24 protein-coding genes, 1 tRNA gene and 2 pseudogenes are annotated in these 25,965 nt (G+C 59.2%); 7 read left to right on the top strand and 20 right to left on the bottom strand.

Annotation, left to right across the window (positions count from 1 at the left end; genetic code table 11):
- Positions 1-914: 914 nt before the first annotated feature.
- Positions 915-1,517 carry an ATP-dependent DNA ligase gene (locus ACRQ5Q_RS18485; protein WP_439399370.1) on the top strand — a complete coding sequence of 201 codons (603 nt, stop codon included), beginning with the start codon at positions 915-917 and terminating at the stop codon, positions 1,515-1,517.
- Between the two features lie 123 nt (positions 1,518-1,640).
- Here the strand turns inward: ACRQ5Q_RS18485 and ACRQ5Q_RS18480 are convergent, their stop codons facing one another.
- Positions 1,641-1,958 carry a hypothetical protein gene (locus tag ACRQ5Q_RS18480; RefSeq protein WP_439369641.1) on the bottom strand — a complete coding sequence of 106 codons (318 nt, stop codon included), beginning with the start codon at positions 1,956-1,958 and terminating at the stop codon, positions 1,641-1,643.
- Positions 1,959-2,435: 477 nt separating this feature from the next.
- Between ACRQ5Q_RS18480 and ACRQ5Q_RS18475 the strand changes: the two genes are divergently transcribed.
- A complete protein-coding gene (locus tag ACRQ5Q_RS18475; protein WP_439399368.1) occupies positions 2,436-3,158 on the top strand; it encodes a LuxR C-terminal-related transcriptional regulator in 723 nt (240 codons plus the stop codon).
- A gap of 10 nt (positions 3,159-3,168) precedes the next feature.
- Positions 3,169-3,372: a hypothetical protein gene (locus ACRQ5Q_RS18470; protein WP_439399367.1), complete on the top strand. Its 204-nt coding sequence runs from the start codon at positions 3,169-3,171 to the stop codon at positions 3,370-3,372.
- A gap of 991 nt (positions 3,373-4,363) precedes the next feature.
- Here ACRQ5Q_RS18470 and ACRQ5Q_RS18465 read toward each other — a convergent pair.
- From ACRQ5Q_RS18465 to ACRQ5Q_RS18435, 7 genes are all read right to left on the bottom strand, one after another.
- Positions 4,364-4,771: a response regulator gene (locus tag ACRQ5Q_RS18465; RefSeq protein ID WP_439399828.1), complete on the bottom strand. Its 408-nt coding sequence runs from the start codon at positions 4,769-4,771 to the stop codon at positions 4,364-4,366.
- Between the two features lie 268 nt (positions 4,772-5,039).
- Positions 5,040-5,237 carry a hypothetical protein gene (locus ACRQ5Q_RS18460; protein WP_439399365.1) on the bottom strand — a complete coding sequence of 66 codons (198 nt, stop codon included), beginning with the start codon at positions 5,235-5,237 and terminating at the stop codon, positions 5,040-5,042.
- Positions 5,238-5,651: 414 nt separating this feature from the next.
- Positions 5,652-5,972, bottom strand: a complete 321-nt coding sequence (locus ACRQ5Q_RS18455; protein ID WP_439399364.1) for a hypothetical protein — start codon at positions 5,970-5,972, stop codon at positions 5,652-5,654.
- 1 nt (position 5,973) lies between these two features.
- Positions 5,974-6,282, bottom strand: a complete 309-nt coding sequence (locus ACRQ5Q_RS18450; RefSeq protein ID WP_439399362.1) for a hypothetical protein — start codon at positions 6,280-6,282, stop codon at positions 5,974-5,976.
- Positions 6,283-7,019: 737 nt separating this feature from the next.
- Entirely contained in the window at positions 7,020-7,469 is a 450-nt protein-coding gene (locus ACRQ5Q_RS18445; protein WP_439399360.1) for a hypothetical protein, read from the bottom strand.
- Positions 7,470-7,582: 113 nt separating this feature from the next.
- Positions 7,583-7,843, bottom strand: coding sequence for a hypothetical protein (locus ACRQ5Q_RS18440; RefSeq protein ID WP_439399358.1), 261 nt, complete (start codon positions 7,841-7,843; stop codon positions 7,583-7,585).
- A 285-nt stretch (positions 7,844-8,128) separates the two neighbouring features.
- Positions 8,129-8,584 carry a recombinase family protein gene (locus ACRQ5Q_RS18435; RefSeq protein WP_439399356.1) on the bottom strand — a complete coding sequence of 152 codons (456 nt, stop codon included), beginning with the start codon at positions 8,582-8,584 and terminating at the stop codon, positions 8,129-8,131.
- 135 nt (positions 8,585-8,719) lie between these two features.
- Between ACRQ5Q_RS18435 and ACRQ5Q_RS18430 the strand changes: the two genes are divergently transcribed.
- Together ACRQ5Q_RS18430 and ACRQ5Q_RS18425 are read left to right on the top strand one after the other, a co-directional pair.
- On the top strand, positions 8,720-13,258 hold the full coding sequence (locus ACRQ5Q_RS18430) for a GAF domain-containing protein (RefSeq protein WP_439399354.1): 4,539 nt from the start codon (positions 8,720-8,722) through the stop codon (positions 13,256-13,258).
- Positions 13,255-13,642, top strand: a pseudogene (locus ACRQ5Q_RS18425) (response regulator). Before ACRQ5Q_RS18430 ends, ACRQ5Q_RS18425 begins: the two are co-directional and overlap by 4 nt.
- Positions 13,643-14,096: 454 nt before the next feature.
- Here ACRQ5Q_RS18425 and ACRQ5Q_RS18420 read toward each other — a convergent pair.
- The 8 genes and pseudogenes from ACRQ5Q_RS18420 to ACRQ5Q_RS18385 all read right to left on the bottom strand — a co-directional run.
- Positions 14,097-15,085: pseudogene (locus tag ACRQ5Q_RS18420) on the bottom strand (IS110 family transposase); the annotation flags it as partial.
- A 290-nt stretch (positions 15,086-15,375) separates the two neighbouring features.
- On the bottom strand, positions 15,376-16,458 hold the full coding sequence (locus ACRQ5Q_RS18415) for a YncE family protein (protein ID WP_439399352.1): 1,083 nt from the start codon (positions 16,456-16,458) through the stop codon (positions 15,376-15,378).
- 396 nt (positions 16,459-16,854) lie between these two features.
- Entirely contained in the window at positions 16,855-18,207 is a 1,353-nt protein-coding gene (locus tag ACRQ5Q_RS18410; protein WP_439399350.1) for a DNA-packaging protein, read from the bottom strand.
- Positions 18,197-18,805 carry a hypothetical protein gene (locus ACRQ5Q_RS18405; RefSeq protein ID WP_439399348.1) on the bottom strand — a complete coding sequence of 203 codons (609 nt, stop codon included), beginning with the start codon at positions 18,803-18,805 and terminating at the stop codon, positions 18,197-18,199. The genes ACRQ5Q_RS18410 and ACRQ5Q_RS18405 overlap by 11 nt, the downstream gene beginning before the upstream one ends.
- Before the next feature lie 1,206 nt (positions 18,806-20,011).
- Entirely contained in the window at positions 20,012-21,028 is a 1,017-nt protein-coding gene (locus ACRQ5Q_RS18400) for an AAA family ATPase (protein ID WP_439399346.1), read from the bottom strand.
- Positions 21,029-21,063: 35 nt separating this feature from the next.
- Positions 21,064-21,405: a single-stranded DNA-binding protein gene (locus ACRQ5Q_RS18395; protein WP_439399344.1), complete on the bottom strand. Its 342-nt coding sequence runs from the start codon at positions 21,403-21,405 to the stop codon at positions 21,064-21,066.
- Positions 21,406-21,593: 188 nt separating this feature from the next.
- Complete coding sequence (locus ACRQ5Q_RS18390) at positions 21,594-21,842, bottom strand: hypothetical protein (protein ID WP_439399342.1); 249 nt, start codon at positions 21,840-21,842, stop codon at positions 21,594-21,596.
- Positions 21,843-21,846: 4 nt separating this feature from the next.
- Entirely contained in the window at positions 21,847-22,038 is a 192-nt protein-coding gene (locus ACRQ5Q_RS18385) for a DNA-binding protein (RefSeq protein WP_439399341.1), read from the bottom strand.
- 131 nt (positions 22,039-22,169) lie between these two features.
- Between ACRQ5Q_RS18385 and ACRQ5Q_RS18380 the strand changes: the two genes are divergently transcribed.
- Positions 22,170-22,634: a MerR family transcriptional regulator gene (locus ACRQ5Q_RS18380; RefSeq protein WP_439399339.1), complete on the top strand. Its 465-nt coding sequence runs from the start codon at positions 22,170-22,172 to the stop codon at positions 22,632-22,634.
- 1 nt (position 22,635) lies between these two features.
- Positions 22,636-23,805, top strand: coding sequence for a tyrosine-type recombinase/integrase (locus ACRQ5Q_RS18375; RefSeq protein WP_439399337.1), 1,170 nt, complete (start codon positions 22,636-22,638; stop codon positions 23,803-23,805).
- Positions 23,806-23,884: 79 nt separating this feature from the next.
- Here ACRQ5Q_RS18375 and ACRQ5Q_RS18370 read toward each other — a convergent pair whose 3' ends face one another.
- The 4 genes from ACRQ5Q_RS18370 to ACRQ5Q_RS18355 form a co-directional block, all read right to left on the bottom strand.
- Positions 23,885-24,175, bottom strand: a complete 291-nt coding sequence (locus ACRQ5Q_RS18370; RefSeq protein WP_439399336.1) for a hypothetical protein — start codon at positions 24,173-24,175, stop codon at positions 23,885-23,887.
- Positions 24,176-24,434: 259 nt separating this feature from the next.
- A tRNA-Arg gene (locus tag ACRQ5Q_RS18365) sits at positions 24,435-24,511 on the bottom strand.
- Positions 24,512-24,666: 155 nt separating this feature from the next.
- On the bottom strand, positions 24,667-25,164 hold the full coding sequence (locus tag ACRQ5Q_RS18360; RefSeq protein WP_439399334.1) for a hypothetical protein: 498 nt from the start codon (positions 25,162-25,164) through the stop codon (positions 24,667-24,669).
- A 172-nt stretch (positions 25,165-25,336) separates the two neighbouring features.
- A complete protein-coding gene (locus tag ACRQ5Q_RS18355) occupies positions 25,337-25,909 on the bottom strand; it encodes a hypothetical protein (protein ID WP_439368734.1) in 573 nt (190 codons plus the stop codon).
- Positions 25,910-25,965 lie beyond the last annotated feature (56 nt).

The following is a 25,965-nucleotide window of genomic DNA, read 5'->3' as shown; positions in this document are numbered from 1 at the left end:
TCCTCATCAGTTCCGACCTGGCTCGTAACTCTTCGGCTTGGTCACGGTATCGCTTTGCGACTGCTTCGTGGTCGATCACTCGCACTGCGCCTGCTCCGTTGGTCGGCGGTCAGCTAAGTACAAAAGTATACATTCGCTCCGCACATCAGCAACTCTTAGAAGGTCGTAATTCGCTTGTGCAAAAAAAACGGCCCCGGCGCACGCGACCACTGGGCAATCATCAAAAACCCCGCCGAGGCAGGGTCAGATTACCCTGTTCCAGTTGCTTAGATCGGATTCAGAGATTGGCCCGTAAAAAGGGCCCCAGCTCGCGGGGTTACGGGGGGCATGGAGCTGGGGCCACTCTGGGTGCCCTTGGGGAAGGGCTGCGGGGCAACTTGGTAATTGCGCGAACGTTCCTGTCCTAATTCAAAATCGCGCGCGACTCCTTCGGCTCATCACCAACCATGCCCATGAGCAACTGCGTAACGCCTCAGTCTGGCTGCCTCTTGGCCAATAGGCCCGGCCGGCAATGCAAGCACGAGACGACGAAGGAAACCCCGCGAGGACCCCGTAAATTTCCCAGTCCAATTGCCACTTCTTCCCGGTTCCGCTAACGTTTGCGACGGGCGTCATACTCCGGCGCTCGCAACGCAACGACCCTGCTCCCCGCCCTTCGCGTCCCCGCAAAGACGGTCAGCGGAGGGCGGGTTTCGGGTGAGAAAGGCCTATCTAATTTGCTACGAGGGCTGGTGGCGAGACGCATCGGAGGATGTGGCCCGCGAGCTGGAGCGACACATCAGCTCCGAGGGCCGCGAGCTTTCGGAGGCCCTGACTGACTTTATCGAGGCCCAGCTCGGCCGCCGCGTGGGAGTTCAGATCCCGTTGCCGCTCTGAAGACTCGCATTTTCGCCTTCCGCGCATAGATGCGGATTATGCGCAGCTCCTTCGAATTTTGCCTGGCTACGGCAGCTAAAGCCGTGCCGGACGGCCCCGAGTGGCTCCACGAAGTCAAGATGGACGGATACCGCGTCAGAATTGATCGTGCAGGCGATCGCGTCCGGCTGTTCTCGCGCAATGGCTACGACTGGACCGCCCGCTTTCCATGGATCATTGAGGCGGCCCGCAAGATCCGCCAGAAGCGCTTTGTCCTGGACGGGGAAGCCGTCGTGCTTGGCGTGGATGGCGTCCCGGATTTCAACGCCCTGCATAGCCGGCAGCATGACGAGGAGGTTCAGCTCTGCGCATTCGACCTCCTGGTCGAGAACGGTGACGATCTTCGCAAGCTACCCCTCCACCTTCGGAAAAATGCTCTCCGGCGGCTGCTAGCGCGCCGTCCAGAAGGCATCTTCGTCAGCCCGTTTGAGCAAGGCGAGATCGGGCCGGACCTATTTCGGGCGGCCTGTAAAATGGGCTTGGAGGGCATCGTCTCCAAACACCGTGATCGACCCTACCAGGCCGGCCGATCGAAATACTGGATCAAGGTCAAGAACCGGACTCACCCGGCGATGTACCGAGTGATGGACGCCCTCGCCTAGATGTTTAGGTTCATCCTTCTCGCACGATTCGAAGGAAGCGCGCTTACTTCCAACAGCGGCGCCCAAGCGGACATTGCACGAACCCTGAAAGCGGGAAGGCGAAACCGGAGAAAGCGAATATGGTTAGCCACCGGCCATTAGTAGCAAGTGTTGTATAGAGGTGGGAATGTTCTCCCCTTCGTCTCTGCGCTGCTTCAGCTCAGCAGCGATCTCGGTTGTGATATTGCGCGACCATCCCTCGGCGGTGTTGAAGGCAACGATGCGCACTGGGCGGCTGTACACTTCGTGCAAGAGGTCGCGGATCAGCATCTCGCGATAGGTACCCTCATCATCATCCGTCTCGCGCCAGGCCCGGCCCACCCATATCCCGTAGGCGTCCAGAAGTACGAGGTACATGTCATGGTCCGCATCTTGCGGCACCATCGATGGCGAGCGATGCATGATCTTTCTCCGAGTCATTTACGGATGCATCGGAACCGGCTCATTTGCTGAGTGTCTCCCCAGCAGGGACCGAGCCGGCGCCCCCAACGCCACACGGACGCGGCAACACGCTGATCGTTCCAAGTTGCTCAGGTGAATTAATGGCTAATGGGACACGATGAAGGACATCTCCGGAATTCGAAGATGGCCCCTGATATTCTTGAACGCTTCCGCGAAAGACGATCACTGTCCAGTTCCGGCAGAGGAACTGCCGCTGTCACGATAAAACGCCGTGTGCCGAGGACATCATAGGAACCGAAGGAACCAAAACGGTTTAATTGACGGCCGCAGTGCGGTCTTATTTCCAATAAGTGCGGTAGTTGCGGAGAGTGGGTCATGAAACGGCAGGGGTCTAGCACGGTCGTTTTGGTTGGGCGAAATCTCCTCCTCCGAGAAGGAATCGCAAGAATACTACGGGGAACTGATTTGAATGTCGCCTTGTCAGTCGCCGCCAGCGAGGAAATTCCGACAGCTCTGCAAGGACATCCACTTCTCTTTATAGTCGTGAACAGCACCGAACAGTCCGATCTTCTCAAGCAGATTTCACACGTCAAAGACGGCTATCCGGACGCCCGCATTGCAGTCGTGTCCGAGCACTACCGACCGCATGAGCTGATTGCGGCTTACCGAGCGGGGGCAAGCGGTTACTTCGTAGAGGTCAATTCTTGCGATGCTTTCGTGAAATCCATCCAGCTTGTGATGATAGGGGAAACCGTATTCCCACAGGCGTTTCTTTCATTCGTGCTCGACGGCAGCTCTCAGGGGGAGCCACCGCTGCAGCGAACGGTGGATGAGCAACCTAACATCCCTGGAGAGCGCAACGCCTTACGTCTGTCCCCCCGCGAACAGGTGATTCTTTCGTGCTTGGTTGAAGGAAATTCTAACAAATGTATCGCTCGGAAAATCGACATCGCTGAAGCGACAGTGAAAGTTCACGTCAAGACAATCCTGCGCAAGATAGGGGTCCATAGCCGCACCAAGGCCGCAATTTGGGGCATGAATAACAAAACTTTTGCATCGCCTTCAAACGGCCATGCCTTCGGAAGGACGACTGATCGGGCGACCGAAAAAGGTAGCCCCCCAACTGCTGGGGGAAAACCCGCCTCAGACGGGTTGGTGGCCCCCAGTCGAGGTCGTTTACCTTCTAATTCCTGGTCGTAGGAGGGTGCGTATGGACAGCGCGCAGCACTGTCAAGATCAAGCCCGCGAATGCCATCGTTTGGTGAGATCAGCTCAGAGTGAGGTCGAGGCCAAAATTCTGGAAGAACTCGCCAACAGTTGGATGAGAGTTGCCAGCCAGATGGCTCGATACCAGGCGCTCAAACAGCATCAGCAACTGCGTAACGCCTCAGTTTGGCTGCCTCATGGCAAATAGCGCTGGCGCCTTGTGCGAAGCTCCCACTATGGACCTCAGATCCCCTCGCATTTCGGCTCTCCGCGCATGTTGCGCGCCATGGAAAACTGCCCCCTCGGCGTGACGAGGAATTGCCCGTCGTTGGATAGCCAAGGAGGGAGGGAAACGAGGAACGAATCACGGAAGGCTCGTCGTGGATTGATCCGCGGGGGGCGGGTCCGAGGTGACGTCGTTTGATGAGCGCCTAATATTTTACCGCGCATCCCATGCGGCAGCAGCGCGTTATGCTTGTATGATCCAGAGCGACGTCAACGGGCTACGCGAGAAATCTGAGGACTGCCGCCGATACGCGGCTGAAGCGACGGGCACGCTTGACAGAAAGGAGTGGCTCACGCTCGCTGAGAAGTGGTCGCTTGCCGAGCAGTTCGAGATAACCCACAGCCGAGCCAATGACCACACTCGATAATCTCCATTCGTGGCGGCGGGTCATCTTGACGCGACTACAAGAAGGTCCGGGACCGAATGAACGCGCCGACCTGGAGCGTCTCCTGCAGCAGATCGAATTCACGCTGAGCAATTTAGAGGACGGGCCGTCAGATAACTCCGAAGGGAATTAAGGCGCGCTCGGATGCGAGCGCCTGGGTTTATCATGTTTGATACGAGTCAGGTCGGTCAGAGGATCTGCCGATCGCGCGTTTGATTTTGGTGCTACCAGACCCCACCCGCACGCCCTCAGGAGCAACGTCTCCGCCACGTCATCCGGCGTCTTCATCACCCGCCCAGCACTGACACCCGCAGCAGCGAGATCGCGGATGAGAGTGATTGGAGTTCGTTAAGGACGCCGGAATTCACAGGGGCGCGTTGTGTTAAGCTAGCGCACCGAAGCAAACGTATTCAGTTATACGTTGAGTTGACCCGCATTGAGGACTAGCACGGGACATTTCAGCCGAGAGCGATTGCGGCTTCCCCGGGGTCCGTCCCACAAAAACTTCGTTTCGATTTCTTGGCCACGTCAGTCCTTTGATTCAGCGAGTGGTTGGCTCGCGTTTGGGGCCGTGGCGTTCAAGAGCTGCGACACTGCGGTGACGAGTTGCGCGGGTGCGAATGGCTTTTGCAACATCATACTCTCTGGAACGCCTTGGGACGCCCACTGGTCTGCAGCAGCAGCGCCGGTAATGTAGATCACAGGAATGACCGGATCAATCTGTCGGGCTTGCCTCGCTAACTCCCATCCATTCATCTCACCGTCTATGTGGATGTCGGTTACAAGGGCGCGGTATTTCACCACGCAGCCCCTGAGCAGTGTAAGGGCCTCGCTGGCTGACGAGGATACTGTCAAGTCGTAGCCGCCCTCGTGCAACGCGTCCTTGACGAACTCTTGCACGGGTGGCTCGTCCTCGACGACAAGTATGACCGGCATCTCGCCCAAAGCGGTAATCCTTGATCAGGTTGTGTTGCTTCGATGCACCGCATGAAAGTCGGGTCGGGGCGGACCAGGACGGCCGCATCCACATTGAGAAGATCAACGCGCCGTTCCTGTCGAAGGACGGCTGCAAGGCCACGGACGCGGAATTCGGCGCCGGCATCAAGTTCGCAGCCGAGCGCGGCTGGCTCGAGCTGCACGAGAGCGGCACCTATGTGCGGATTCTAAAGATGGAGGCTGCCCCGAGCGGCTTTCTAGAGCGTGCTCAATCGCCGGCAAAAACAAAGGACATGTCTTGGAACTTCTGCACCGGCAGGTTGGTGATGCTTCGATGCATCTGTTGGATATCTAGGCTAGTACTTGAGGGGACTGCCTCTGCCGGCTGAGCGCCGAAGAAAGCGACCTTTGCAGCGACCCCGATCAGGAGAATTGCGACGAGGGTAGAAGTGGAACTTGCACGCATGATCGCTCCTTCGTTGCAAATGTAGAGAGGCTCGATTGCCTCGATCGAGGAGCGTAAACGGCCTCTGTTTCAGGCTCTTTTCCTTCCTCCCTGAAACGGTTTCATGGACCAGTATTTTGGCTTCGTGGTCGTTAGGCTACGGCACCTCGGTTCGCGACGCGTAAAATGCAGGTGGACCCTAATCTTCCGCCCCCCTGCAAATAGCGTACGAGCTCTGCCTGGCTACAGCCGGCAAGCAGGTGCGCGAGGCGTGGCGCTACAACTTCGAACGCAAGCCAGCTATCGAGGCTGAGCGCCTGGAGTATGGTGCAGAAGTGCCGGTCGTGCGCCTAAGCCGCGACCAGCAGATCAAAAGATTTCCTAAATGCCGCCTCGACTGTCAAGCGCGTCGAGCAATCTGAGCCCCGCGTTGGCTCACACATCATGGTGCAGGCAACTCGATACGGCGCGCACGCTCTTCATCCGAAGCGCTCGTCTTCGTTGCTCATTGTCGTAGGCTTCGACGATCTCGAAAATCGGTCGCTTCTCCGTTTCAACGATGCGGCCGTTATCATCGTGTTTTGTGACCACGGTCCGCTCACCGGTTTCTGCGATCCGCTTTGCTCCCGAGCGCAGATCCGCGCGCAGCCCGGCGGCGGCCGCCGAGATCCACGTCTGAAGGTATCTTTTTCCATCGGGGTCGAGGCCGCGTTCCGCGAGCTGAGGCTCAAGCTGCTCCTGCACACTCTGAAGCATCTTACAGAATTGCTCGAAATCGATGTCCCCGCCTTTTTTCGCAATTTCGTTGGCGATGCTCGGACGCCAACCGGATGATCTGGTCCGCGTCGACATCCTCACCCTGCACGAGCCGCCCCTGCAGTTGCTCGATTCGGAGCTGCAAACTGCTGACCTGACGCACCAGGGCCTTTTCCGGCTCGGTCAACTCGGTGCCGAGCTCGTTGGAATACTCTGTCACCAAATATCGATACCGCCGCCCAGCCGCGCTGCGCAGATCCACGCCCGGCATCAACCGGGTGCCGTTGCTCAGCTTGTCGCGGAGGTTCATGTGTGCTTGGCGCTGCGCGTGCATAGTTCGTGCATACATCGCGTATTTAATGCGTGAACTATGCACAAAAACAGAACAAGACGCAAGGCATAGATGCTTACGGGGCCCGTGACGCATCATATGGTAGGGCCGTTTGGGCGGTTTATCGCTGGCGAGGAGCGCGTGGCGGCGGGAACTAATGTTTACTTCACCACTTAGGGGCTCATAGCCGAACGACGGTACAGCCGTTGCTGAGGTTACGGGCCCGGCCTCCTAGGCACGCCCGGGCCCCCCGACGGCCCCGCCAACGCTGTTACACATGACGAGGCCGCCTGCGCTCCGGGTCGGCTGAGGGATTGGACCCCGGAGGCCGTCAAACTCTATACGCCTGCTGGCTTTGATGAGGATTGCTCGAAGGAGGCACTCACTTCGGGCAGGTTTGGAGTGCGTGCAAACCGATCTGGGCCGATACTCGCAATTTGAAATTCGGACACTGCCGATTGTTAACCCGGCCCATGTCCTACTGATGCTGGACGATGGGCCTCGCCTCCGATCGTTCAGTCAACTTAAGGCCCCAGCTAGACCCAGCTGGGGCCGTTTCGTCAGGCGGCGCGCCTTGGCGATCCTTTGATCGAAAAAAGCCCCGACCAGGCCGAATGCTGGAATTGGAAAGGTCGTTCCCGTAGCGGCCCGCTGGAGCGCGTTTCCGACTGCTGCCGCACACCGGAGCGGTTGCCGGGACTTGATGACGTGGGCGATCAGTGAGCTTGTAACCGGGGGCGGGCAAGCCGAGCGGTGTGTAGAGAAAGCTGATGACCAGCGATGGCACGCCGCGGCTCGCGATTTTCGATGAGCCTTCCGTGGTCGGGGTTGTCTTTCAGATCCTCGGTAACGTGCGCGATGCCTTTGTTCGTGATCTCAAACACAGCCAGAAGTGCCTTTTCAGCATCCTCCTGGCCGCCGGGATAAAGAGCAAGCGCAGCGTCTGGGCTGACCTTGGGCAAGGGACCTTTGGAGTTTGAAAAGTGCTCAATGCCGATGTCGCCACGTTGGCGATCCTTGACGTTGACGATGCGCCCGCTCTTGGCTTTCAGCCCGAGAAACTCCAACAGGGCGCGACAATGAACCAATCCGGCCTCGATAGCCGGGTTAATGAACGTGCTGAGGTTTCCGTCCGCTATCAACATGCCGTCGGCATACAACTCCATTGGAGGAGGTTCAGGCCATCGGGTTTGCCAAAGGATGGCTCTGCGGAGCGTGTCAACCGACTTCATCCTGTATGGCAAGATTTCATGCAGCAGCCGATCGTGTGGCCGGGAGTTCATTTCACGCACCAGTCCCGCCACACGTGCCGATCTTGAGGACAGACATCGCCAGCCTTCATCAGAAAGGCCGGATGAACCTCGCCGTTGTAGAACAAGGTTTGCGGCTTATCGGCCCCATAAGTCGCAAGCCAGAGAATGCCGACCGCGCACACAGCCGCGGCGACCAGGATCACCTTTCTGAAGCCCGGCGAAGTGACCAAAAAATAAAGGATCGCGACAACAACGATTGCAGTTCCATAGCCACTCGGCGCCCCCAATTCCGAGTCGCAGCCTAGTTGCGCTCAAGCACCCGCGCAACACCGGCCAAGAAGAACCCGACGGTGCCGCCATCCCCCGGAACGGGTGGTTCAGCTCGGGAGTTGGTTGAAGCGCTTCCCTCCAAGGGAAGCCGGGAGGACAGTCCCCAGCGCTGACAGACTCCCCGGTTGCAGCGTTGAGGCTGTCCTTCTTACATTTTGCCCCTCACACGCTTGCGCTTGCCTCGAAAGGGCGAATGACTCCCTGAACGAAGGCCGTGCCGACACCAAGCGTCTTGCCGATCTTCAGTATGCCCGTGCCGTCCTTGTGGAGGCGCAGGATGCGTTTTTCCAGGTCATACCCCATCGCTCCTCGTCGACGCTCCACGCGCCATCCTTGCGGTTTCCGCGGCCAAGCTTCACGCCCTGCGCCTTGGCCCGCTTCAGGCCGGAATTGACGCGCTCGACGATCATGGAGCGCTCGAACTCGGCGAACACGCCGCACATCTGGAACATCGCCCGCCCGGACGGCGTCCTGGTGTCGATCGCCTGCTGGTGTAGGTAGAAATCGCAGCCGAGCGCCTGCAGTTCGTTTAGGAAGCCGACGAGGTTCTGCAGGCTGCGGCCGAGACGGTCCACTGACCAGGCAGCGACCATGTCGATCTTGCGCGCGGTGGCGTCCTTGAGCAGGCGATCGAAGCCCGGGCGCTTGTCGCGGCCTTTGGCGCCGGAGATGCCGGCATCTTCATAAAATCCGACCACTTCCCAGCCGGAGCGGGCAGGAGCACGGCCGGACCATCCCATTACCGGACATTAGCGTCACGCTGGCTCATTTCACCCTTCCAGAACACGGGTTCCGCCCCATAGAATAGCCCGGTTCACCGTGAGGGCGGATTTATGGCGCGGTCAGCACGTGCGGGCGGCAAGAGGGTCAGCGCGGCGAAAAAGCGGAACCAAAACGTCCGCAATCCGCCCAAGACCAAGCGTCCCTTTAGACGAACTACGCCAGCGATTCCTCCAGAGGATACAGAGCTGAGGGAAGCCCGCGAGCAGCAGGCGGCCACGGCCGAAATTTTGAGGGTGATCGCGAATTCACCCTCCGACGTGCAGCGGGTCTTCGACGCGATTGCAAGCAACGCCAAGTCGCTGATTGGCGGATACTCAGCGGCAGTCCATCGTGTCATCGACGACGTCATCCACATGGTGGCATTCACCCCGGTGAGCCACGAGGCGGACGAAGCCCTCAGAGCCGCGTTCCCGCTGCCCTTGAGCCAATGGCCATTGATCGCATCGATGCAGGGCGGCGAGGCCGTGCAGATCGCCGATGCGGAGACGGCCGATCCGCAAAACCAGCGACTTGGCCGCGCTCGCGGCTGGCGCAGCGTGCTACTGATGCCACTGATGAGCCAGGGTAAGTTCATCGGGTTCATCGCCTGTACGCGGCGTGAGCCCGGCGCATTCTCGCCTCACCACATCCAGTTGCTTCAGACCTTCGCAGACCAAGCTGTCATCGCCGTCGAGAACGCGCGGCTGTTCAACGAGACGAAAGAGGCGCTCGAGCGGCAGACCGCGACATCAGACATTCTCAAGGTGATCGCGAGCTCGCCGTCCGACGTGCAGCCGGTTTTCGAGGCGATCGTGAACAGCGCAGCCAGGTTGTTTGAGCCGTGCTCGGCTACGATTACGTTGCGACAAAAGGACGAACTGCACTGGGGCGCGACGGCGGCGTCGATCACCGGCTTCGATGTTGACCACGCCCGCTCCATATATCCAATACCGTTCGACCCGGACCGCGCGCCCTCTGCCAAAGCCATTCTCGAACGTCGCATGATCGAAATCCCTGATACCGCAGCTCCTGGCACACCCGAGATAGCGCGGAGCGCGGCGGTTGCAGCCGGATTTCGGTCGATCACTTATGTTCCGTTGATCAGTCGGGACCGAGGTATCGGCACGATCATTCTGACCCATCCCCAACCCGGCCGCTGGCTTTCGGAGAAGCAGCTGTCGCTTGTCCAGACCTTCGCCGACCAAGCCGTGATCGCGATCGAGAACGTTCGCCTCTTCGAGCAGGTGCAGGCGCGTACGCGGGATCTTGCTGAGTCGCTGCAACAGCAGACCGCGACCGCCGACGTGCTCAAGGTCATCAGTCGCTCAGCTTTCGATCTGCAAACGGTTTTGGACAAGCTGGTCGAATCTGCGACGCATCTTTGTGAAGCGGATCATGCTTGGTTGTTTCAACGCGACGGCGAGTTACTACGTTTTTCGTCCAGCTACGGCCACGGGACGGCGCAGCACGAGCGGATCAAGGAATTTTTCCGCTCACGCGAGGTCAGGATTGAACGCGGCAGTATCGTCGGCAGGAGCGCAAGCGAAGGTCGTGTCGTACATGTTGCAGACGTACTGAACGATCCCGAATACACATGGAATGAGGCTCAAAAAATAGGTGGCTATCGAGCCGCGCTTGGTGCTCCTTTATTGCGCGACGGCAGCGTCGTCGGCGTCATTTTTGTCGCGAAGACGAAACCAGAACCATACAGCAGGAAACAGATCGAACTGGTTACGACGTTCGCCGACCAGGCCGTCATCGCCATCGAGAATGCGCGGCTGTTCAATGAGGTGCAGGCAAAGACTCGAGACCTTGAGGAGACGCTTCGTCAGCAGACAGCCACAGCTGAGGTGCTCAAGGTTATCAGCCGTTCCACCGTCGACATCCAGCCTGTCTTCGATGTCATTGCGGAGAATGCGGTTAACCTGTGTGAGGCTGAAAGAGCCTTCATTTTCCGATACGACGGACAGGTGTTGCGCGCGGTGGCCCACTGTAATGCCGGGCCCGAGGTTCAGAAATTTGTGTACGGAAACCCCATTGCTCCGGGGAAGCAAAGTATATCGGCGCGCGCCGCACTGGAACGACGCACAATCCATATAGCTGATATTCAAGCTGACCCTGATTATGCCTATGCCCTGAAGGACACGCGTCCGATACGAACGCTCCTGTCCGTCCCGATGCTGAAGGGGGAAGAGCTGGTCGGTGTCATTACAAGCTATAGATTAGAGATCAAGCCGTTTTCGGAGGAACAGATAAGACTAATGGAGGCGTTCGCAAGCCAGGCTGTGATCGCCATCGAAAACGTTCGGCTGTTCAATGAGACAAAGGAAGCACTAGAGCGACAGACCGCAACCACAGAGGTGTTGGAGGTTATCAACTCCTCGCCAGGCAATCTTGCCCCGGTTTTCGACGAGATGCTCGAGAAAGCAATTCGGCTGTGCGATGCGGTGTCGGGGCATTTTCGAACTTACGATGGCAACAGCTTTCCACTCGCCGCTGTCCGCGGCGACGTGAAGCATGTCGAAGCTATGCAGCAACGTGGCCCGTTGGTCCCTGGACCGTACCATCCCATCAGCCGCTTTTTGCGCGGCGCAAACCTAATTCATCTTCCCAACACCAGAGAAAGCGAGGAGTACGGCGCGGACGCACGCTTCCGCAACCTTGTCGACCTCGGCGTGCTGTCGCTGTTGTCAGTCGCGCTGCGCAAGGACGGCGCTTTGCTCGGCTATATCAATGTTTACCGGCACGTGGCCCAGCCTTTCACGGAACGGCAAATCGCGCTCCTGCAGAACTTCGCCTCGCAAGCGGTTATTGCAATGGAAAATGCGCGTCTCATCACCCAAACCCGCGAAGCATTGGAACAGCAAACGGCGACCGCTGACGTTTTGAAGGTCATCAGCCGTTCGTCAATCGATCTCGGAACGGTACTCGATACGCTGGTGCAGACGGTCGCACGCCTTTGTCGTGCCGACCAGACCTACTTGTTCCGCCGCCATCCTGACGGCCTGCATCACTTGATTGCGAGCCATGGCTTGTCGAAGGAAGCAAAGGCCTACGTCGAAACTCACCCGTTTGCGCCGGACCACGGAACGACGTCGGGCCGAGTGGCCCTGGAGCGTCGCGCGATCCACATTCCAGACGTCCTGGCTGATCCTGATTACACCTACAGGGAGGGACAGCTGCTGACGGGCATGCGCACCGGACTTGGATTGCCGCTCCTGCGAGAGAATGCTCTGATTGGCGTTTTTGTGATTGCGCGAACGCGCGTCGATCCGTTCGTCGACAAGGAAATCGAGCTCGCCACCACGTTCTCCGATCAAGCGGTGATCGCAATCGAGAATGCGCGCTTGTTCGAGGAGTTGCGCGAGCGCCAGGCCGAGTTGCGCGTAACTTTCGACAATATGGGTGACGGCGTCGTCATGTTCGATGCCGAAGCACGACTCGCCGCATGGAATCGCAATTTTCAAGAGATGCTCGATCTCCCCGACGCCTTCCTCGCGGAGCGGCCTAGCTATGCCGACTATTTCCGCTATCTTGCGAAACGCGGCGAATACTCGGCCGATCTCGAAGAACAGTTGATCGGCACAGTTGAGGACACCAGGCGAGAGTTGCGGCTTGAACGTACCCGACCCGATGGACGCGTCGTCGAAGTGCGCCGCAACGCCGTACCGGATGGCGGCTTTGTGCTCATCTATGCCGATATTACCAAGCGGAAGCGCGCTGAAGAGGCCATACGGCTGGCCCGCGATGCTGCCGAAAAGGCGCTGCGGGACCTACAAACGGCGCAAGACCGCCTGATCCAGACGGAGAAGCTTGCCTCGCTCGGTCAGCTCACCGCGGGGATCGCGCACGAGATCAAGAACCCGCTCAATTTCGTCAACAATTTCTCCGCGCTGTCGGTGGAGCTCACGGACGATCTTAACGATGTGTTGAGACAGGCCGAACTCGCCGGTACGCTAAGGACCGAAGTTGATGAGCTTACCGGTCTCCTAAAATCCAATCTGGAAAAGGTTGTCCAGCACGGCAAGCGCGCCGACTCTATCGTCAAGAACATGCTGCTGCACTCGAGGGAGGGGTCGGGCGAGCTACAAGCCGCAGACATCAATGCACTGGTGGAGGAAAGTCTCAACCTGGCCTATCACGGAGCTCGAGCCGAAAAAGCCGACTTCACGATAACGCTCAAGCACGACCTTGACCCCGATGCTGGCGCGCTCGATGTTTATCCGCAGGAGATCACGCGCGCACTGCTCAATCTGATTTCGAACGGTTTTTATGCCGCGACCAAACGCAAAGGTCAGAATGGTGAAGTGGGATTTGAGCCGACGCTGATGGCCACGACCAAAGATGTCGGTGCTTCCGTTGAAATACGCATTCGCGACAACGGCACGGGGATACCTTCCGAGGTAAAGTCGAAGATATTCAACCCGTTTTTCACTACCAAGCCGGCGGGCGAAGGAACGGGCCTTGGCCTGTCGATGACGCACGACATCATCGTGAAACAACACGGCGGCACTATAAAGGTCGACACTGAACCCGGCGTATTCACGGAGTTTATCATCACGCTGCCGCGAATTACGGGGGTCCAAAACAGTTACCGGAGCACGACATGAGCACGTACATCGTCGTTGTTGATGACGAACCGGATGTCGCAGAAATGTTCAGGCAGCAATTCCGCCGTGAATTGCGATCCGGCCGCTTCGTCATGGAGTTTGCTCTCTCTGCGTCCGCCGCGTTGGAGCAAGTCAAATCGATTCCCGATCCCACTGATTCTGATTTTATCGGATATCAATATGCCTGGCATGAGCGGTCTTGAGATGCTTCCCAAGGTGAAGGCGGAACGCCCGAACGTCCCCGTCATCATGATCACAGCGTATGGCGAGGACTCGACCCAGAAGAAAGCGACCGAACTCGGTGCAGCCGGATTGCTTCCGAAGCCAATCGATTTCAGCCTGTTGCGCCAGGAGATTGAGAAGCGGCTGGAACGGGCTGCTTAGGACACCACAATGATTGGTTGGAAGTCCGACGAGGAGAACTCAAACAAGCGACGTCCTGCTGCTGCGATGGGGTGATCGAATAGCACAAAGTCCGTTGTTCATGCCCCCTCGCTGCCGTATCGGCTGATGATATGTCGGCTTCTCTAATCGGCCGTTTGAGGTCAAGCACTTTCAGACTATCCGCCACTACAGTGTTGATGTCGCTCACGGGCTCGCGCTTCTCTTCGGAATTGGCACCAGGGCCCTTCCATCATGGGATTCGAGGACGAGATAGAACAATCTGTCAGGCGGCCTTCGTCAGTTTGAACGACAGGTTCAAGCCGACATGCGAACTCACCTCATCCATCGTCCCGCGAGGGACATCTTTCCACTGCTGAGTGGATCTCGAGTTTTCTCCTATCGGGTTTGATCTTGAACGGTTATCATGCTGCTGCCGCGGTTGGTTCCCGAGTCCATCGGTGCCATCAATCCAAATGCGGTGCATGATGACGGCCAGCCGGCGAGCCAGCGCCACGATCGCCCTCTTCATTCCGCGGCGCCTGGCGATCTGCAGGGCCCAGGCTCTAAGCCAGCACCATCTCTTCGAACGCAACATACTCTGCGCTGCTCCGTAGAGCATCACCCGCATCATCTCATCCCCGCAGCGTGATATTCTGCCGTTCCAGTCGATCTCGCCTGATTGATATTTGGAACAGGTCAGCCCAATCACCGCCCCAACCGACTTGGACTTTCGGAATCGAGCTGGCACATCGACGGTGGCGCGATAGGTCAGCGCCACCACCGGGCCGACACCGGGAGTCGTCATCAGGCGACGGCACACCTCGTCTTCTCGCACAATGGCAAGCAGGCGGCGGTGCAGGATGGTTCGCGTAGCGCGCGCCGGACCACGAGCATCGGTTCGACCAGTCCCATCAAGTCGGGGATCGTCTCGACAAGCTCCTGGATGCGGGCCTCGAACCTCACCGTTCCAACCATGCCGACCTTGAGACCGAAGTTACGCAAAGTCCCTCGCAGATCGTTCTCGATGGCAATGGCTTTCGACTGCAATAGCTTGCGATGGGTCAGCAGCATGCGCAGTTTCTGGCTGCGTAGCGTCTTTACATGCACCACCCGGTACAATCCCACCCGCATCATCTGAGCGATGCCGCGCGCATCGTTGCGGTCGGTCTTGTTGATCTGCGCCTTCAGCACCGACTGCATGTGCCGCGTCTCCACACAGATCATCGGTAAGCTGGCTTTGGCGAGAGCGCTGAATAGCCATTGCGACAACGGCCCGGCTTCCAGTCCAATCCGCTTGAAGCGGTAGGCGGGATCGGCCAGAACTTTCAGGAGCGCTTGAGGCTCGCTTGCCACCTCCACTTCCTTCAAGATCTTGCCCGCGTCATCCAAAATGCAGACACTCGTCTGCTTGACCGATACGTCCAATCCAGCAAAATGGTCCATGCTGCGCTTCTCCTTCTGATGCTTGAGGCCGTTGCCACGGACCTCGTTTCACCATCAGCCTGAAGCGCAGCACCTAAAATCTTTAGCTATCCACAAGCTGGGCCGGCCGATTACCCCATCTGTCTGGGCTGCACCCGATCTAACTTAAACGCGGCCGAATTGACGCGATTGGATCCGAAGCGGTCATGGACGCATCGATGTACATGCTGTGCTGGATGGGCCGATCGCAGAAATAATGAAGGCCCGCGGCGGAGGCGGGCCTTCGAGGGATGTTCGAACGGGGGAAGCCTTTAAGGTCCCATCCTGGCCGAGGCGGGATGTCCGGGCACCTGGAAGCGCTTGCCGGTGTCGATGATGTTGCTGCCATCCACCTTCAGGATCGAGAAGTCCTGCGTAAGGTAGTTGCCAACAAGGAGGTAATTGCCGTCGGGCGTGAACACTGCCGCTTCGGGCAAGCCGCCTACCTCGATGTCTCCAGTCTTGCTCACTTTTTTCCCGTCGATCTTGAGCACCGAAATGCTGCCGTTCTTTTCGTAGAAGTATGCGTTCTTCATGTTTGAACCGCGCAGAATCACGGCAACCGCGACGTCGCCCTTTGGGCTGATTGCAAGCCCCTCGGGGCCATCGCCCACCACCACGCGATCGATGATGCGCGGCGGATTGGCCTCCAAATCAACGACGCTCGTGGTATCCACACTTCCATCGGAAGCACCTGCGTTACCATTGTCAGAGGTTAGCGCGATTTTCCCGGCTGGTGCGACCGCGACATTGTACGGCCATTGGCCGGTCGGCAGGTCGATTTTGTTGTACGTCACCTTTTCGCCTGCGACGTCCAGCATGGAGACCTTATGTGCAGGAAAGCGGGCGACCAAGGCTCGCTTGCCATCCGGGGTGAACGTCACGTGCGACGGACTGTCCGGCATCGCAACGGTATCCGTGATCTTCACGTCCGTGCCGTTCACGGAGAGGACGCTGATCGAATTGTCTCCGCGATTGGCGACCAGTGCCATCTTGCCATCTGGACTGAAGCTGAGCCCCGACGGCTGCTTCCCACCAGTGAGCGTTGCGGCCAGCTTAGGCGGATTGGCCTGCAGGTCGAGGACGTAGATCTTATTATCGAGCACCTGTTTCAGCGCGTCGCCGTCCTTGACGACATCGACAGAGTCGGCGACCAGCGCCACCGCTCCGCTGGGATCGATCGCAACGTTCACGGGCGGTCCGACGACGGAGTTCTTGAGCGGCAGGGCAGCAATGATCTTGGGGGTGTCAGGAGATGCGAGGTCGACGATCAGAACTTGATCCTTGCCGGGTGCGGACAGAATGGGCTTGCCGTTTTCGTCCCACAGAAGTTTCTCATCGAGGCCTACAATCATGAAGGGCTTCGCGTGCCCAGTGTTAAAGCTCGTAGTTAGCAGCATGACGGCCGCGAACGATAGTCCTATAGAACGGTTACGAAACATCTTGGCGTCCTCCCGAAAATAATGCCGCCTCTGGCGGGCGGGTCTCGGCAGCTTAAGCTGTGAACTATTCCTTTGCTAGTAGCGCTTCGTATGCTTCTGGCCCAAAGGCGGAGAGCTTCGGGAGCCGCCATAGGTCCGGTCTCAAGTCTCGACCGGACGTCGGTCTGGGCCGATCCGAACGGCCAGCTCCAGCGGCTAACTTTGGGCCCGCTGACATAGACGACGTTGCCGTCAACGGCCTTTCCAACGAGTTGTGACCGGCCGCGCCAATCTTTGGGATCTGCGAATTTCAAAGACATGTTTGCTCCTTTATCGACGACTGACTGCATAACCACCTGCAAGCCGACCCTCGGTAATAGGTCCCTCGTGCCGTGTGTTCGCTGGAAGGGTTGACTGAGCGCTATAAACGCCAAAGACAGCGGTGGGCGTGGTCGGCTTGGTCATCAGCTCAGTAAGCGCCCAGACTAGTGCGTCAGCGCGATCCGGCGAGCCGTCGCCCGCAAATCCATCGCCAGTCATGGCGCAAAGCTGATCTTCCAGAGCCGTGAAGGCGCCGACGTGGCGAACCTTGTTCTGTTCGTAAAGCGAGGCAATCGGCTCCGCCCGCTGCACCTTCCCCCGGCTTGCCGTAACCTCACGGTAAGGCACGTTCGTATTAACTGTCCTGATGACGTGCTCGACCATAGCGCCGCCGAAGTTGCGCTCTGCAACAATCCTGTCAGCTTTGAACTTGCGATAGGCTGCAACAGCGACCGCGCCCCAGACCGCTGGCGACGCATTCACCGTTTCATCGCTCAGAACATAACCAAGGTCATCCACTCCGAGGCCGGCAACCACGATGCCGACGCTATCGCCGCCATCATCGCCGCGTGTTCCAGAAGGATCGACCGCGACAACAACGCGCTTGAGATCAGGAATGGTGCCCGAGAAGCGAGCACGCTCCACCATATCGCGCGTCCAAAGGGCTCCCTGGACATCTTCCAACAGCTCCGCATTCAGCTCCTGCCGGCCCAACCGAGTGCCCTCGTAACGGGCCCTGATGTCCTCCAGGAAGCTCGGGGCGAGGTTCGCGGCATTTTCGTAGGTCGAGCCGCGCGTAACGATAACGTCACGTCCCTCACGGGCGAGCAGCCCCTTCAGGATATTGAGAGGCTTCGGTGTAGTCGTCACAACCCATCGTGGACGACGCCCGAGGCGAAGGCAGAACATCGCCATGTCCCAAACAGCCTGGGCCTCCTTCCAGGCTGCAAGCTCATCGGCGAGCACCAGGTCGAACTGGGGACCGCGCAGACGCTCGGCCTCCTCCGCAGAGAACAGCAAGGCTGTCGCTCCGTTCGGCCAAGTCAGTTTGCGCTTGGATGGTTCGTATTCAGGACGGCACCAGGCCGGCGCCGTTGCGAGAATGCCGGACTCCCCCTCAACCATGACGTCCCGGCAGTCTGCTGCCGTGGGGGCAATCAGGGCGATACGCCTCGCCTGCCCGCTCTCGGCCTGCTCATTGGCGAAGTTGCTGGCAATCCAGGTCTTGCCGAAACCGCGACCGGCAAGCACCAGCCAGCCAGCCCAATCCCCCAGCGGCGGGATCTGGGATGGGCGCGCGTTTGATCGCCAGCCGCCATCAGCCAGCGTGTCTGCCAACCGAGAGGCCAGGCTACGCAGCATGTTCGATCACCTTGCCCGTAGGCGGGCTTGGCAAAGCCGCTGGTAAGCCGTCGTCGTCCAGGTCACGCAGAGCCGCCACCACCGACGCACGCGCATCAGGGAACGGCGCTAGGGCTCTGAGCATGGTGGCTTGCATCCGCAGGAAGGCGGGATGCTCGGCAAGCACAGTGAGATTGTTGGTGACGTTGATGCTCGATGCCATCGAGCCCAGTTCGCCAGTCACGCGGGCGATCGTCTCGAGCACGGATGTCAGGCGGCCCGCGACATAGGCAACACCGCGGCCGTCGCCGGCCTCGTTCATCGCCGCAAGCTGTCCCGTGAGCACGGTGCGCACCATCCGGAGATGGTCGAGCACGCTGTCACCCTCGGAGGCTGCCTTCTCCGCAAGCTCGGCGAGTTGGGCCGGGCCACAGAGATAGGACGCCTTCATTTCGTCGGAGACGTGCTTCTGCCAATGCCGCCAGATCGCATCACGATCCAGGCTGAACTTATCGGCCAGGGCATCGAGAGACGCGCCACCGGCGCGCAACAGCTCAACCCGCCATCGTTCGGGATGACGGCAGACCTGACAACGATGGTTGGCGATCTTTTCGCCCATGCGCACGGCTTCCTGTTCGAACCTGGAAGCCCGCTGTCGCGCGATCCACGCGACCCATGAGCACGTTGAGGCAAATCAACAACGCAAATATGCGCGATGAAGTGTAGTGATTCAAGCGCCGCGATTACAAACGGCTACAACGCACGCAACACGGGCGCAACACGCCCTGCAAGCACTTGAGAAGACTCGCCGAATTTGCGACGTGCGGATAGGATATCCGATACTCACCTTGGTGGGGCTCCAGCGCAACCGCTCGCGTCTGGCGTCGCGGACTAGATCCGATGTGGCGTTGCATCTCGCTCTCCCGTAGCACCGTAGCGTAGCGTAGGCATTCTGTAGCATTGCTACGGGGCATGGGGCGTAGCGTAGCGTAGCACACCCCTTTAGGGGTGCTACGATTGCTACGCCTGCCGCCACAATGACTCTGAGACGTTGAGCACGGGGCGACTGCTAAGGCTGAAGCCGCGATTTAGCCGCTGCAGGGCTCGAGGGGCAACACCCTTCACCTTTGCGACGCAATGGCTCGCTTTGCGGGCCGGGTCGGTTGCGGTCCAAGATTGTCGGCCAGTGCGGACAAGAAGCCACCAACGCAAAGTGCTACGAGGGCGCACGCGGTCAGGCTGATTGCGCCCCGGAGCAAGAGTTGTCCAAGCTGGCTGACCACCCGAGTTCCTCCCTAAAACGATGGCTCTCGAGTCTTAAGGTCTCTTCAAAGCACCGGCGGGATCCGACCTGAACGCGATATCCTGTGACTTGCGTCAGTTTCTCTCTGGGGAAAAGTTGGCAACAGCGGTCTGAAATCATAACATCTCGCTCAAATCCCGCGGGTTCCATGAGTTGGGGATTTGGCTATGGGTATTTACTTGCTCTCTCTCGTGGGGTGCTTTGTTGGGGTTCTTCTCGTCATGGCATTCCGATAGGACCGACTACGGGCGCAACCGTTGCTTTGAATCCTCAGCCGAAGGCCGAAATTGAGAGTTTCGGCGGCTTGTTTTTGACTGTGCACGCATCGGCGCGTTCAACTCCCATGATGGGAGGTGAACGTGATCATTACGTGGCTGATTGTCATGCTCGTTGCTGCCAGCGTAGCGGTCTTGATCGCCCACGCGATAGACGCAATGCGATCGTAAGACCAACACGGCGTCGCGCCAAGGGTGAGCCGCCGAGAAACTGTCGTCACGCGCGCAGACGCTGGTTGCCTTTCTATCACGCAGCCCAAACACGATCGTCGAGTATCCCGATCATTCCTTTTGCGGCCATACCCTCTTTGAGGCGCTTGAACGTGGCGCGCGGATTTTTGTCGCCGCTCTCGATGATGTCCCTTCTGCACAGCTCTTGACGCCAGCTATCCAGCGGCACGCAATTGGTCGGGGCCGCGAGCCCAAAGCTCGGCGGTGTGGGCTCCCCTTGAGCCAAGACCGTCTCAGCCAACGCACTGAGGGCCCGCCGCTCACGAGGATTGCCGCCCCTCTTCGACTTCGTTGGTTCTGCCGCAGTCATGTCGGCCGGGATTGCTACAGCCGCCGTGGTGCCGTCCGCCGCGATTTGCACCCCAGCGACAGTGAAAGCCACGCCCTCACCCTCCTCCGAGTCGTTGGCCTTGACGACCCTTGCAGTGCGGACGCTGCCGGCATTAGCAACCGCAACCGTCGTATCAACGGCCCCCAGCAACGCGCCGTGACCTCGCATCCGCTCAGAGTCATGGGGAATATGGTGGACGAGCAGGACCGCAGCCTCGGTTTTCTCTTGAAACTTGGCGACTGTCGTAACCAGAGCGCCCATGTCTTTGGGGCTGTTTTCGTCGCCGCCGGCCAGGGCCCGCGAAACGGTGTCGATGATGACCAAGACGACAATCTCGCCTGTCAGAGTCTCCACCTGTTTGCAGATATCGGCTATCTGATCGGCAGTCGATGGCAACCGGAAGTCATAAACCCCGCCCACGATGGCGAACGGCAGATCATGGAGCTCATGGCGCCTGCGGAACGCAATCGCGCGCCGCTCGACAAGTTTCTTGCGCTCAAGGGCTACGTACACCACCGCGCCGCGGGTCACTGGCCTGCCGTGCCATTCATGGCCGGCCGCGATGTGCAGCGCCAGATCTTCGATGATCACTCCCTTACCGCAGCCGGGTGGCCCGTAAAAGGCGCTCAGTTCGCCGGCGCCCAGCATCTTGTGAACTAGCCACGCCTTACTCTCGGCGATGTTCAAGTCAGCATAGAGCATGAACGGGCGCTTGCAGTCAGGGGGGTCAGCTGTCATCAGAACGCCCGCCCTGTTAAAACGTCTAGGTCGCGCTTAAGACGGCCAATATGCGCAAGTCGGCAATGCCAACTCATTACCGCTAGCCCCAGCCGCTTGGCGCCGTCAGATCCGGTCCATTCGTTGACCGATAGCCGGCCCTCGATATAGACGCGCACGCCTTTAGACATCTTGTCCGCTCGTGCCAACGCATCATCGTCAAAGACCATTGCGCTGATCCATTGCTGATCAGCTCCCTCTCCGACACGGACATTCAGTCTAAGATACTCCTTGCCTGCGGCAGAACACTTGCGCTCGGCATCGCGACTAAGTGCGCCGAAAAATGCTGCCTCGATGCTCATCGCGGCCCTTCCCCATGCAGGAGGGGCGCGATGATCGACGCCATCGCCAAGCTCACGGCGCAGCGACGTGTCAGGCGCACAGCTTGAATTTTGAGAAGAGGTGCTTTAGATTCCGCGGCGTCTCGCCAGACACCATCATTCGGAATCGGGTCGCCCTCTCGGCGGCCCCTTTCTTTTTCGGCCATAAACTATGCCGCCTCCGACTTCAGGAGTGCGCTGGCCTCTAACAGCCCCTCGACGATCTCGAGGAGATAAGCGCGACCGATGACGATGTGGCGCGGCGTCGGCCCCCAGTCATCATGGTCGCGGCGGCGCTCGAAAATGCGAATCTCGGTCCGAACCACACCGTCACTGTAGCTCCTCAACGTGATCCGGAATTCTTCGCGACCTGACTTCACGACGCGGGCAATAAGCCGGTTTTGCATATCAGGGGTCATGCGGTCAGGCCGCCTTTCCCCTGGTGAGTGCCGCGTAATGTTCACGCAGCACAGATTTCGACGCGATCCACTGATTGCCCTCTTTCCCGCCGGGAAGCTTGCCGGTCGAGAGCTTATGATACGTCGCGCGCTCATCTTCGTTAATGAACGCCGAAATGCGCTTTACCCCGCGCAGAAGGTCGTCCGCGATCTCCATATACACCCTCTTTGTTGGCTTAGGATCATTTTCATCCTATCCTCAATATAGCGATCATTTTAATCCTTTACAAGGGTGTAAATGATCTTTATAAGGTACCGTCAATTACGAGGCCCCGCGAACGGCTACAAATGTTTACAGTTTCAGACATCGCAGAAATCATTAAGAGGCCCCAAGAGGAGCCGCGTGACGCCATCACGCGCATCCGAAACTGGACCAAGGAAGGATTGCTAACTCCCGAGGGAGAACTCAATCCCGGCACCGGGCGGGCCCGCCTTTACTCGGCTGCCTCCGTTGAGAACGCGGTTTTGCTGCAGTTCTTGACGGACGCGGCCGGCATGAAGGCAGTTGCTGTGGCACCTCAGTTGGAGGACGCCCGGAAAGAACTCGAAGCTGCCCGCAAGCACCTCAAGAAACTCGGCGCTGAGCCGTTTTTTCTCATCATGACCAGATCCCTGGGAGACCGGGAGTGGCAAATGGTGAGTTCGCCGCGCTCCAAGATTCCATTGATGCTGGAGCAACGGAGCGCTGATGCCTACAGCATGATCGATCTCGGCAGATTAATTGACCGTATCAACGCGAAGCGGGGAAGGTGAAATGGCCACAGTCCGCAAGCGCAAGCTCCCCTCCGGTCTAATCCGCTGGCAGGCGTCATACGTGGACGGCGCCGGCAAGCGCCGAGCGAAGCTCTTCGAGCGGAAGTCTGATGCCGAAACCTGGTTGACCGAAACCCGGCACGATCTGGTGAGAGGTCTGCACACCCCTGCCGGCGTATCGCCCACCGTAAAGCAAGCGGGCGCGCTCTGGATCAAGCGCTGTAACGAGAAGGGCCTAGAGCGCTCCACAATCCGTGGATACGAGGAGCACACCGAACTTCACATTTACCCCTTCATTGGGGCCAAGAAGCTCGCGGAAATGACGACGCCGGCTGTAAATGCATTTGCCGATCGTCTGCGTGACGAGGGACGCTCGCCGGACATGGTTCGTCGCGTCGTGGGCTCACTGGGTGCGATCTTTCGTGAGGCTCGCCGCCGAGGTCTCTCTGCGGTCGATCCTACCGCCGGGCTGGATCTCAACCTCTCGACCCGAGAAGATCCGCGGCCGGTTATTCCAACTAAGGCCGAACTTCAGGCAATCATCACCAAGGCAGAGGGACGCTGGCGTCCGCTGGTCCTGACCGCAATATTCTGCGGCCTGCGCGGAAGTGAGCTGCGAGGACTGCGCTGGGCTGATGTCGATTTCGAAGATCGGAAGATCAACGTCACACAGCGTGCGGATACCTTCCACAAGATCGGTCGGCTGAAATCCAAGGCCGGATATAGATCGATCCCCTGCCCGCCAATGGTCATTAATGCCCTCCGCGAATGGAAGTTAGTCTGCCCAAAAAGTGAGCTGGGGCTGGTCTTCCCGACCGGGAGCGGAAAGGTCGAGTCTCACTCGAACATTGTGCAGCGTGGGCTCTACCCGATCCTCCTGGCCGCTGGCCTGACGGTGCCGGAGCCGGTTCTAACTAAGGCCGGCGAGCCGGTCCTGGACAAGGTCGGGCAACCAGTGATCAGGCAGGTCGCCAAGTATGGCCCCCACTCTCTGCGGCACGCCTGCGCGTCCCTCTGGATCGAGAACGGCATGAACCCCAAGCGCATTCAGACCCTCATGGGCCACAGCACGATCCAGATGACATTCGACACCTACGGCCATCTGTTTCACGATGTGGAGGCCGACCAAAAGGCGGCGGAGGATATTCAAGCTAGGCTTCTGGGCGCCTGAGCAGATCCGGACGCTGTTCGGCTTTCACCCGTTCAGAATGAATAAGGCCGCCAGCAGTTGGCGGCCTTGTTCGCGTTCCCTAGTTGGACGGAGACGTATTGCTCGCCTGCCAGCCCACTTCTTGAGCTGCCCTTGCCAGGTCGATGGCGTTGCGAAGCTCGATCGCTTTCGGGTGCCCCATCTCAGAGAACTTCTCGATGGCCGATTCAACGTCTTGCCACCTGATGTTCACCCCAAAAGCACTTTTCCTCTCATATCCGCGCCCGAAGTTTAGGAAGTCGACCCGTAAAGCCGGGTCGGGGCTGTCCACCTTGTTGAACTCGTTGCGCGACTGAATCTTGTAGCTCTGGCCGTAGCGCATCAATTCCACGTCCGCCTCCTCCGGGTTAATCTCGCGTTAACCCCGCCGATTATGGTTCCCTTCAAGGCGGAATAGGGGACGCTCAGCCGAAGCATTTGAAGAACACAGCACGAACTGACCATGTTGCGCCCGTGTTGCATGGAGTGATTGGTAGCCGTTCGTAACCCATTGATTTCGCTCGTTGCGGCTTGCAGCGCTACGCAACACGAAAAGTGCCAGCGGAACGAACCTAGTCCGGCGTAAGCCATTCAAATGTCAAGGGAAGTGCTGGCGCGCTCGGAAGGATTCGAACCTCCGACCCTCGGAATCGAAATCCGATGCTCTATCCAGCTGAGCTACGAGCGCCCTGGCCCTAAGGATTGGGCCGTTAGCCACGAAGCGCCAGACCCCGGCTGGCAAGCCAGCGCACCGGGCGGCGTTCGGACAGGTTCGAATTAGCAGAGAGGCTGGCCAATAAAAAGCCCTTCCCGCCTCCGCGGAGGCGGGTCGCAGCGGGCTTGTCACCAGGTCGTGTTGAAGAGGCCGAAATGCGGTTGCTGGGCCACCATCATCGGCCGGCCATACTGCGGCCCACCGAACTGCGGCCCACCATAATACTGCGGCGCCGGATGCGCTCTAGCGACCTTACGCTTGGGCTGAGCCTGGGCCTGCGGCTTCCTGGCGACGTCGGACTTCGAACCAGGGGTAAACTGGGCGAAGGTCTCGCGCACCCGCGCCTTGGCCGACATCTCCGCGAGGGCCGCTGCCGACGCGGTATCCGGCGGCTGCGGCGCCGCGACAGCGGTCTTCACCGCAGGCAGGGCAATCGTCGGCTGGCTGGTATCGAGCACGACACGTTCGGGCAAATGGCGATCGGACCGGATCCGGATCGTCGGCTGGTCGTTGCTTGCGCTCGCGACGACTGGCGTCACCGGCGAGGCCGGCACAACGAAGTTCACTGCAAACAGCAGTGCGAGCAACGCTCCGCCGACAAACACGAAATACCGAAAAATGGGCATTGGCCGCACTCCGCCCCCCGCAATCCCCGCGTGGGCTCTCCGCCTTAACAGGCGATACTCTGATTGGTTCCTGGCCCTGCCCTTTGGTTCAAATGGCGACGCCAAGTTTTTTGGCCAAGGCCAGAACAAGCCCTGAAACGGTAACTTTTCCGCTACCAAAGAACGCCGCCCGCTAAGCCCGCCGTGCGGCAACCAGCGAGCACTTCGCCTGGTCGGCATTAACGTTGACGTAGCCCACCGAAATGCGCGCGAAGGTCTTGCGGCTCTTCATGCTGACGGTGTCAGGCAACACGCGGCTGCGAGCGGTGAGAGGCGTGCCGTCGCGACGCACGAAAGCGCAGCTGATCTCGACATCCCTTACGGCGTAGTCATTGTCGTTTCGCAGCGTGAACGTCACCAGCGCTTTCGAGCCGAGGCCACCACGACGCCAGGTCTGCGATGAAATCCTGAGACGATCGAGTTCTGCTGCAGCGGAAGCCGGGACATCGGCCGCCGGCGAGACCGCCGCGGCGGCATCCCCCGGAGCAGCCGGCTCGACAACGGCCATATCCGACCTGATCGGCTCGGTGCTGTGCCCCCTGGAGAACGGCAGCAGCATCCAAATGCCCCCACCGGCGATGACGGCCGCCAGCAGCCACAGCAAGCCTCGGCCGAACGAGACGCTTGCGACCGTCATGACCCGTGCGAGTCGCTCGCCGGTCCCGGCCCAGCGTCGTAATCCGATCCGGTCAAACCTGGCGCTCATGGATGCACCACCGAGGGCGGCCGAACTGCGTTTGCACGATGAACAGACTACCGCTT

Origin of the sequence: Bradyrhizobium sp. PMVTL-01 (assembly GCF_051861855.1) — a bacterium.
Classification (GTDB): domain Bacteria; phylum Pseudomonadota; class Alphaproteobacteria; order Rhizobiales; family Xanthobacteraceae; genus Bradyrhizobium.
Note: the sequence above shows the minus strand (reverse complement) of the source record. Positions and strands in the feature narration are given on the sequence as shown.

Coding starts and splice junctions, on each gene's coding strand:
- ACRQ5Q_RS18485 (WP_439399370.1), top strand. CDS start 915: ATGCGCAGCTCCTTCGAATTTTGCCTGGCTACGGCAGCTAAAGCCGTG.
- ACRQ5Q_RS18480 (WP_439369641.1), bottom strand. CDS start 1,958: ATGCATCGCTCGCCATCGATGGTGCCGCAAGATGCGGACCATGACATG.
- ACRQ5Q_RS18470 (WP_439399367.1), top strand. CDS start 3,169: ATGGACAGCGCGCAGCACTGTCAAGATCAAGCCCGCGAATGCCATCGT.
- ACRQ5Q_RS18465 (WP_439399828.1), bottom strand. CDS start 4,771: ATGCCGGTCATACTTGTCGTCGAGGACGAGCCACCCGTGCAAGAGTTC.
- ACRQ5Q_RS18460 (WP_439399365.1), bottom strand. CDS start 5,237: ATGCGTGCAAGTTCCACTTCTACCCTCGTCGCAATTCTCCTGATCGGG.
- ACRQ5Q_RS18455 (WP_439399364.1), bottom strand. CDS start 5,972: ATGCTTCAGAGTGTGCAGGAGCAGCTTGAGCCTCAGCTCGCGGAACGC.
- ACRQ5Q_RS18450 (WP_439399362.1), bottom strand. CDS start 6,282: ATGAACCTCCGCGACAAGCTGAGCAACGGCACCCGGTTGATGCCGGGC.
- ACRQ5Q_RS18445 (WP_439399360.1), bottom strand. CDS start 7,469: ATGGAGTTGTATGCCGACGGCATGTTGATAGCGGACGGAAACCTCAGC.
- ACRQ5Q_RS18430 (WP_439399354.1), top strand. CDS start 8,720: ATGGCGCGGTCAGCACGTGCGGGCGGCAAGAGGGTCAGCGCGGCGAAA.
- ACRQ5Q_RS18415 (WP_439399352.1), bottom strand. CDS start 16,458: ATGATTGTAGGCCTCGATGAGAAACTTCTGTGGGACGAAAACGGCAAG.
- ACRQ5Q_RS18410 (WP_439399350.1), bottom strand. CDS start 18,207: ATGCTGCGTAGCCTGGCCTCTCGGTTGGCAGACACGCTGGCTGATGGC.
- ACRQ5Q_RS18405 (WP_439399348.1), bottom strand. CDS start 18,805: ATGGGCGAAAAGATCGCCAACCATCGTTGTCAGGTCTGCCGTCATCCC.
- ACRQ5Q_RS18400 (WP_439399346.1), bottom strand. CDS start 21,028: ATGCTCTATGCTGACTTGAACATCGCCGAGAGTAAGGCGTGGCTAGTT.
- ACRQ5Q_RS18395 (WP_439399344.1), bottom strand. CDS start 21,405: ATGAGCATCGAGGCAGCATTTTTCGGCGCACTTAGTCGCGATGCCGAG.
- ACRQ5Q_RS18390 (WP_439399342.1), bottom strand. CDS start 21,842: ATGACCCCTGATATGCAAAACCGGCTTATTGCCCGCGTCGTGAAGTCA.
- ACRQ5Q_RS18385 (WP_439399341.1), bottom strand. CDS start 22,038: ATGGAGATCGCGGACGACCTTCTGCGCGGGGTAAAGCGCATTTCGGCG.
- ACRQ5Q_RS18380 (WP_439399339.1), top strand. CDS start 22,170: ATGTTTACAGTTTCAGACATCGCAGAAATCATTAAGAGGCCCCAAGAG.
- ACRQ5Q_RS18375 (WP_439399337.1), top strand. CDS start 22,636: ATGGCCACAGTCCGCAAGCGCAAGCTCCCCTCCGGTCTAATCCGCTGG.
- ACRQ5Q_RS18360 (WP_439399334.1), bottom strand. CDS start 25,164: ATGCCCATTTTTCGGTATTTCGTGTTTGTCGGCGGAGCGTTGCTCGCA.
- ACRQ5Q_RS18355 (WP_439368734.1), bottom strand. CDS start 25,909: ATGAGCGCCAGGTTTGACCGGATCGGATTACGACGCTGGGCCGGGACC.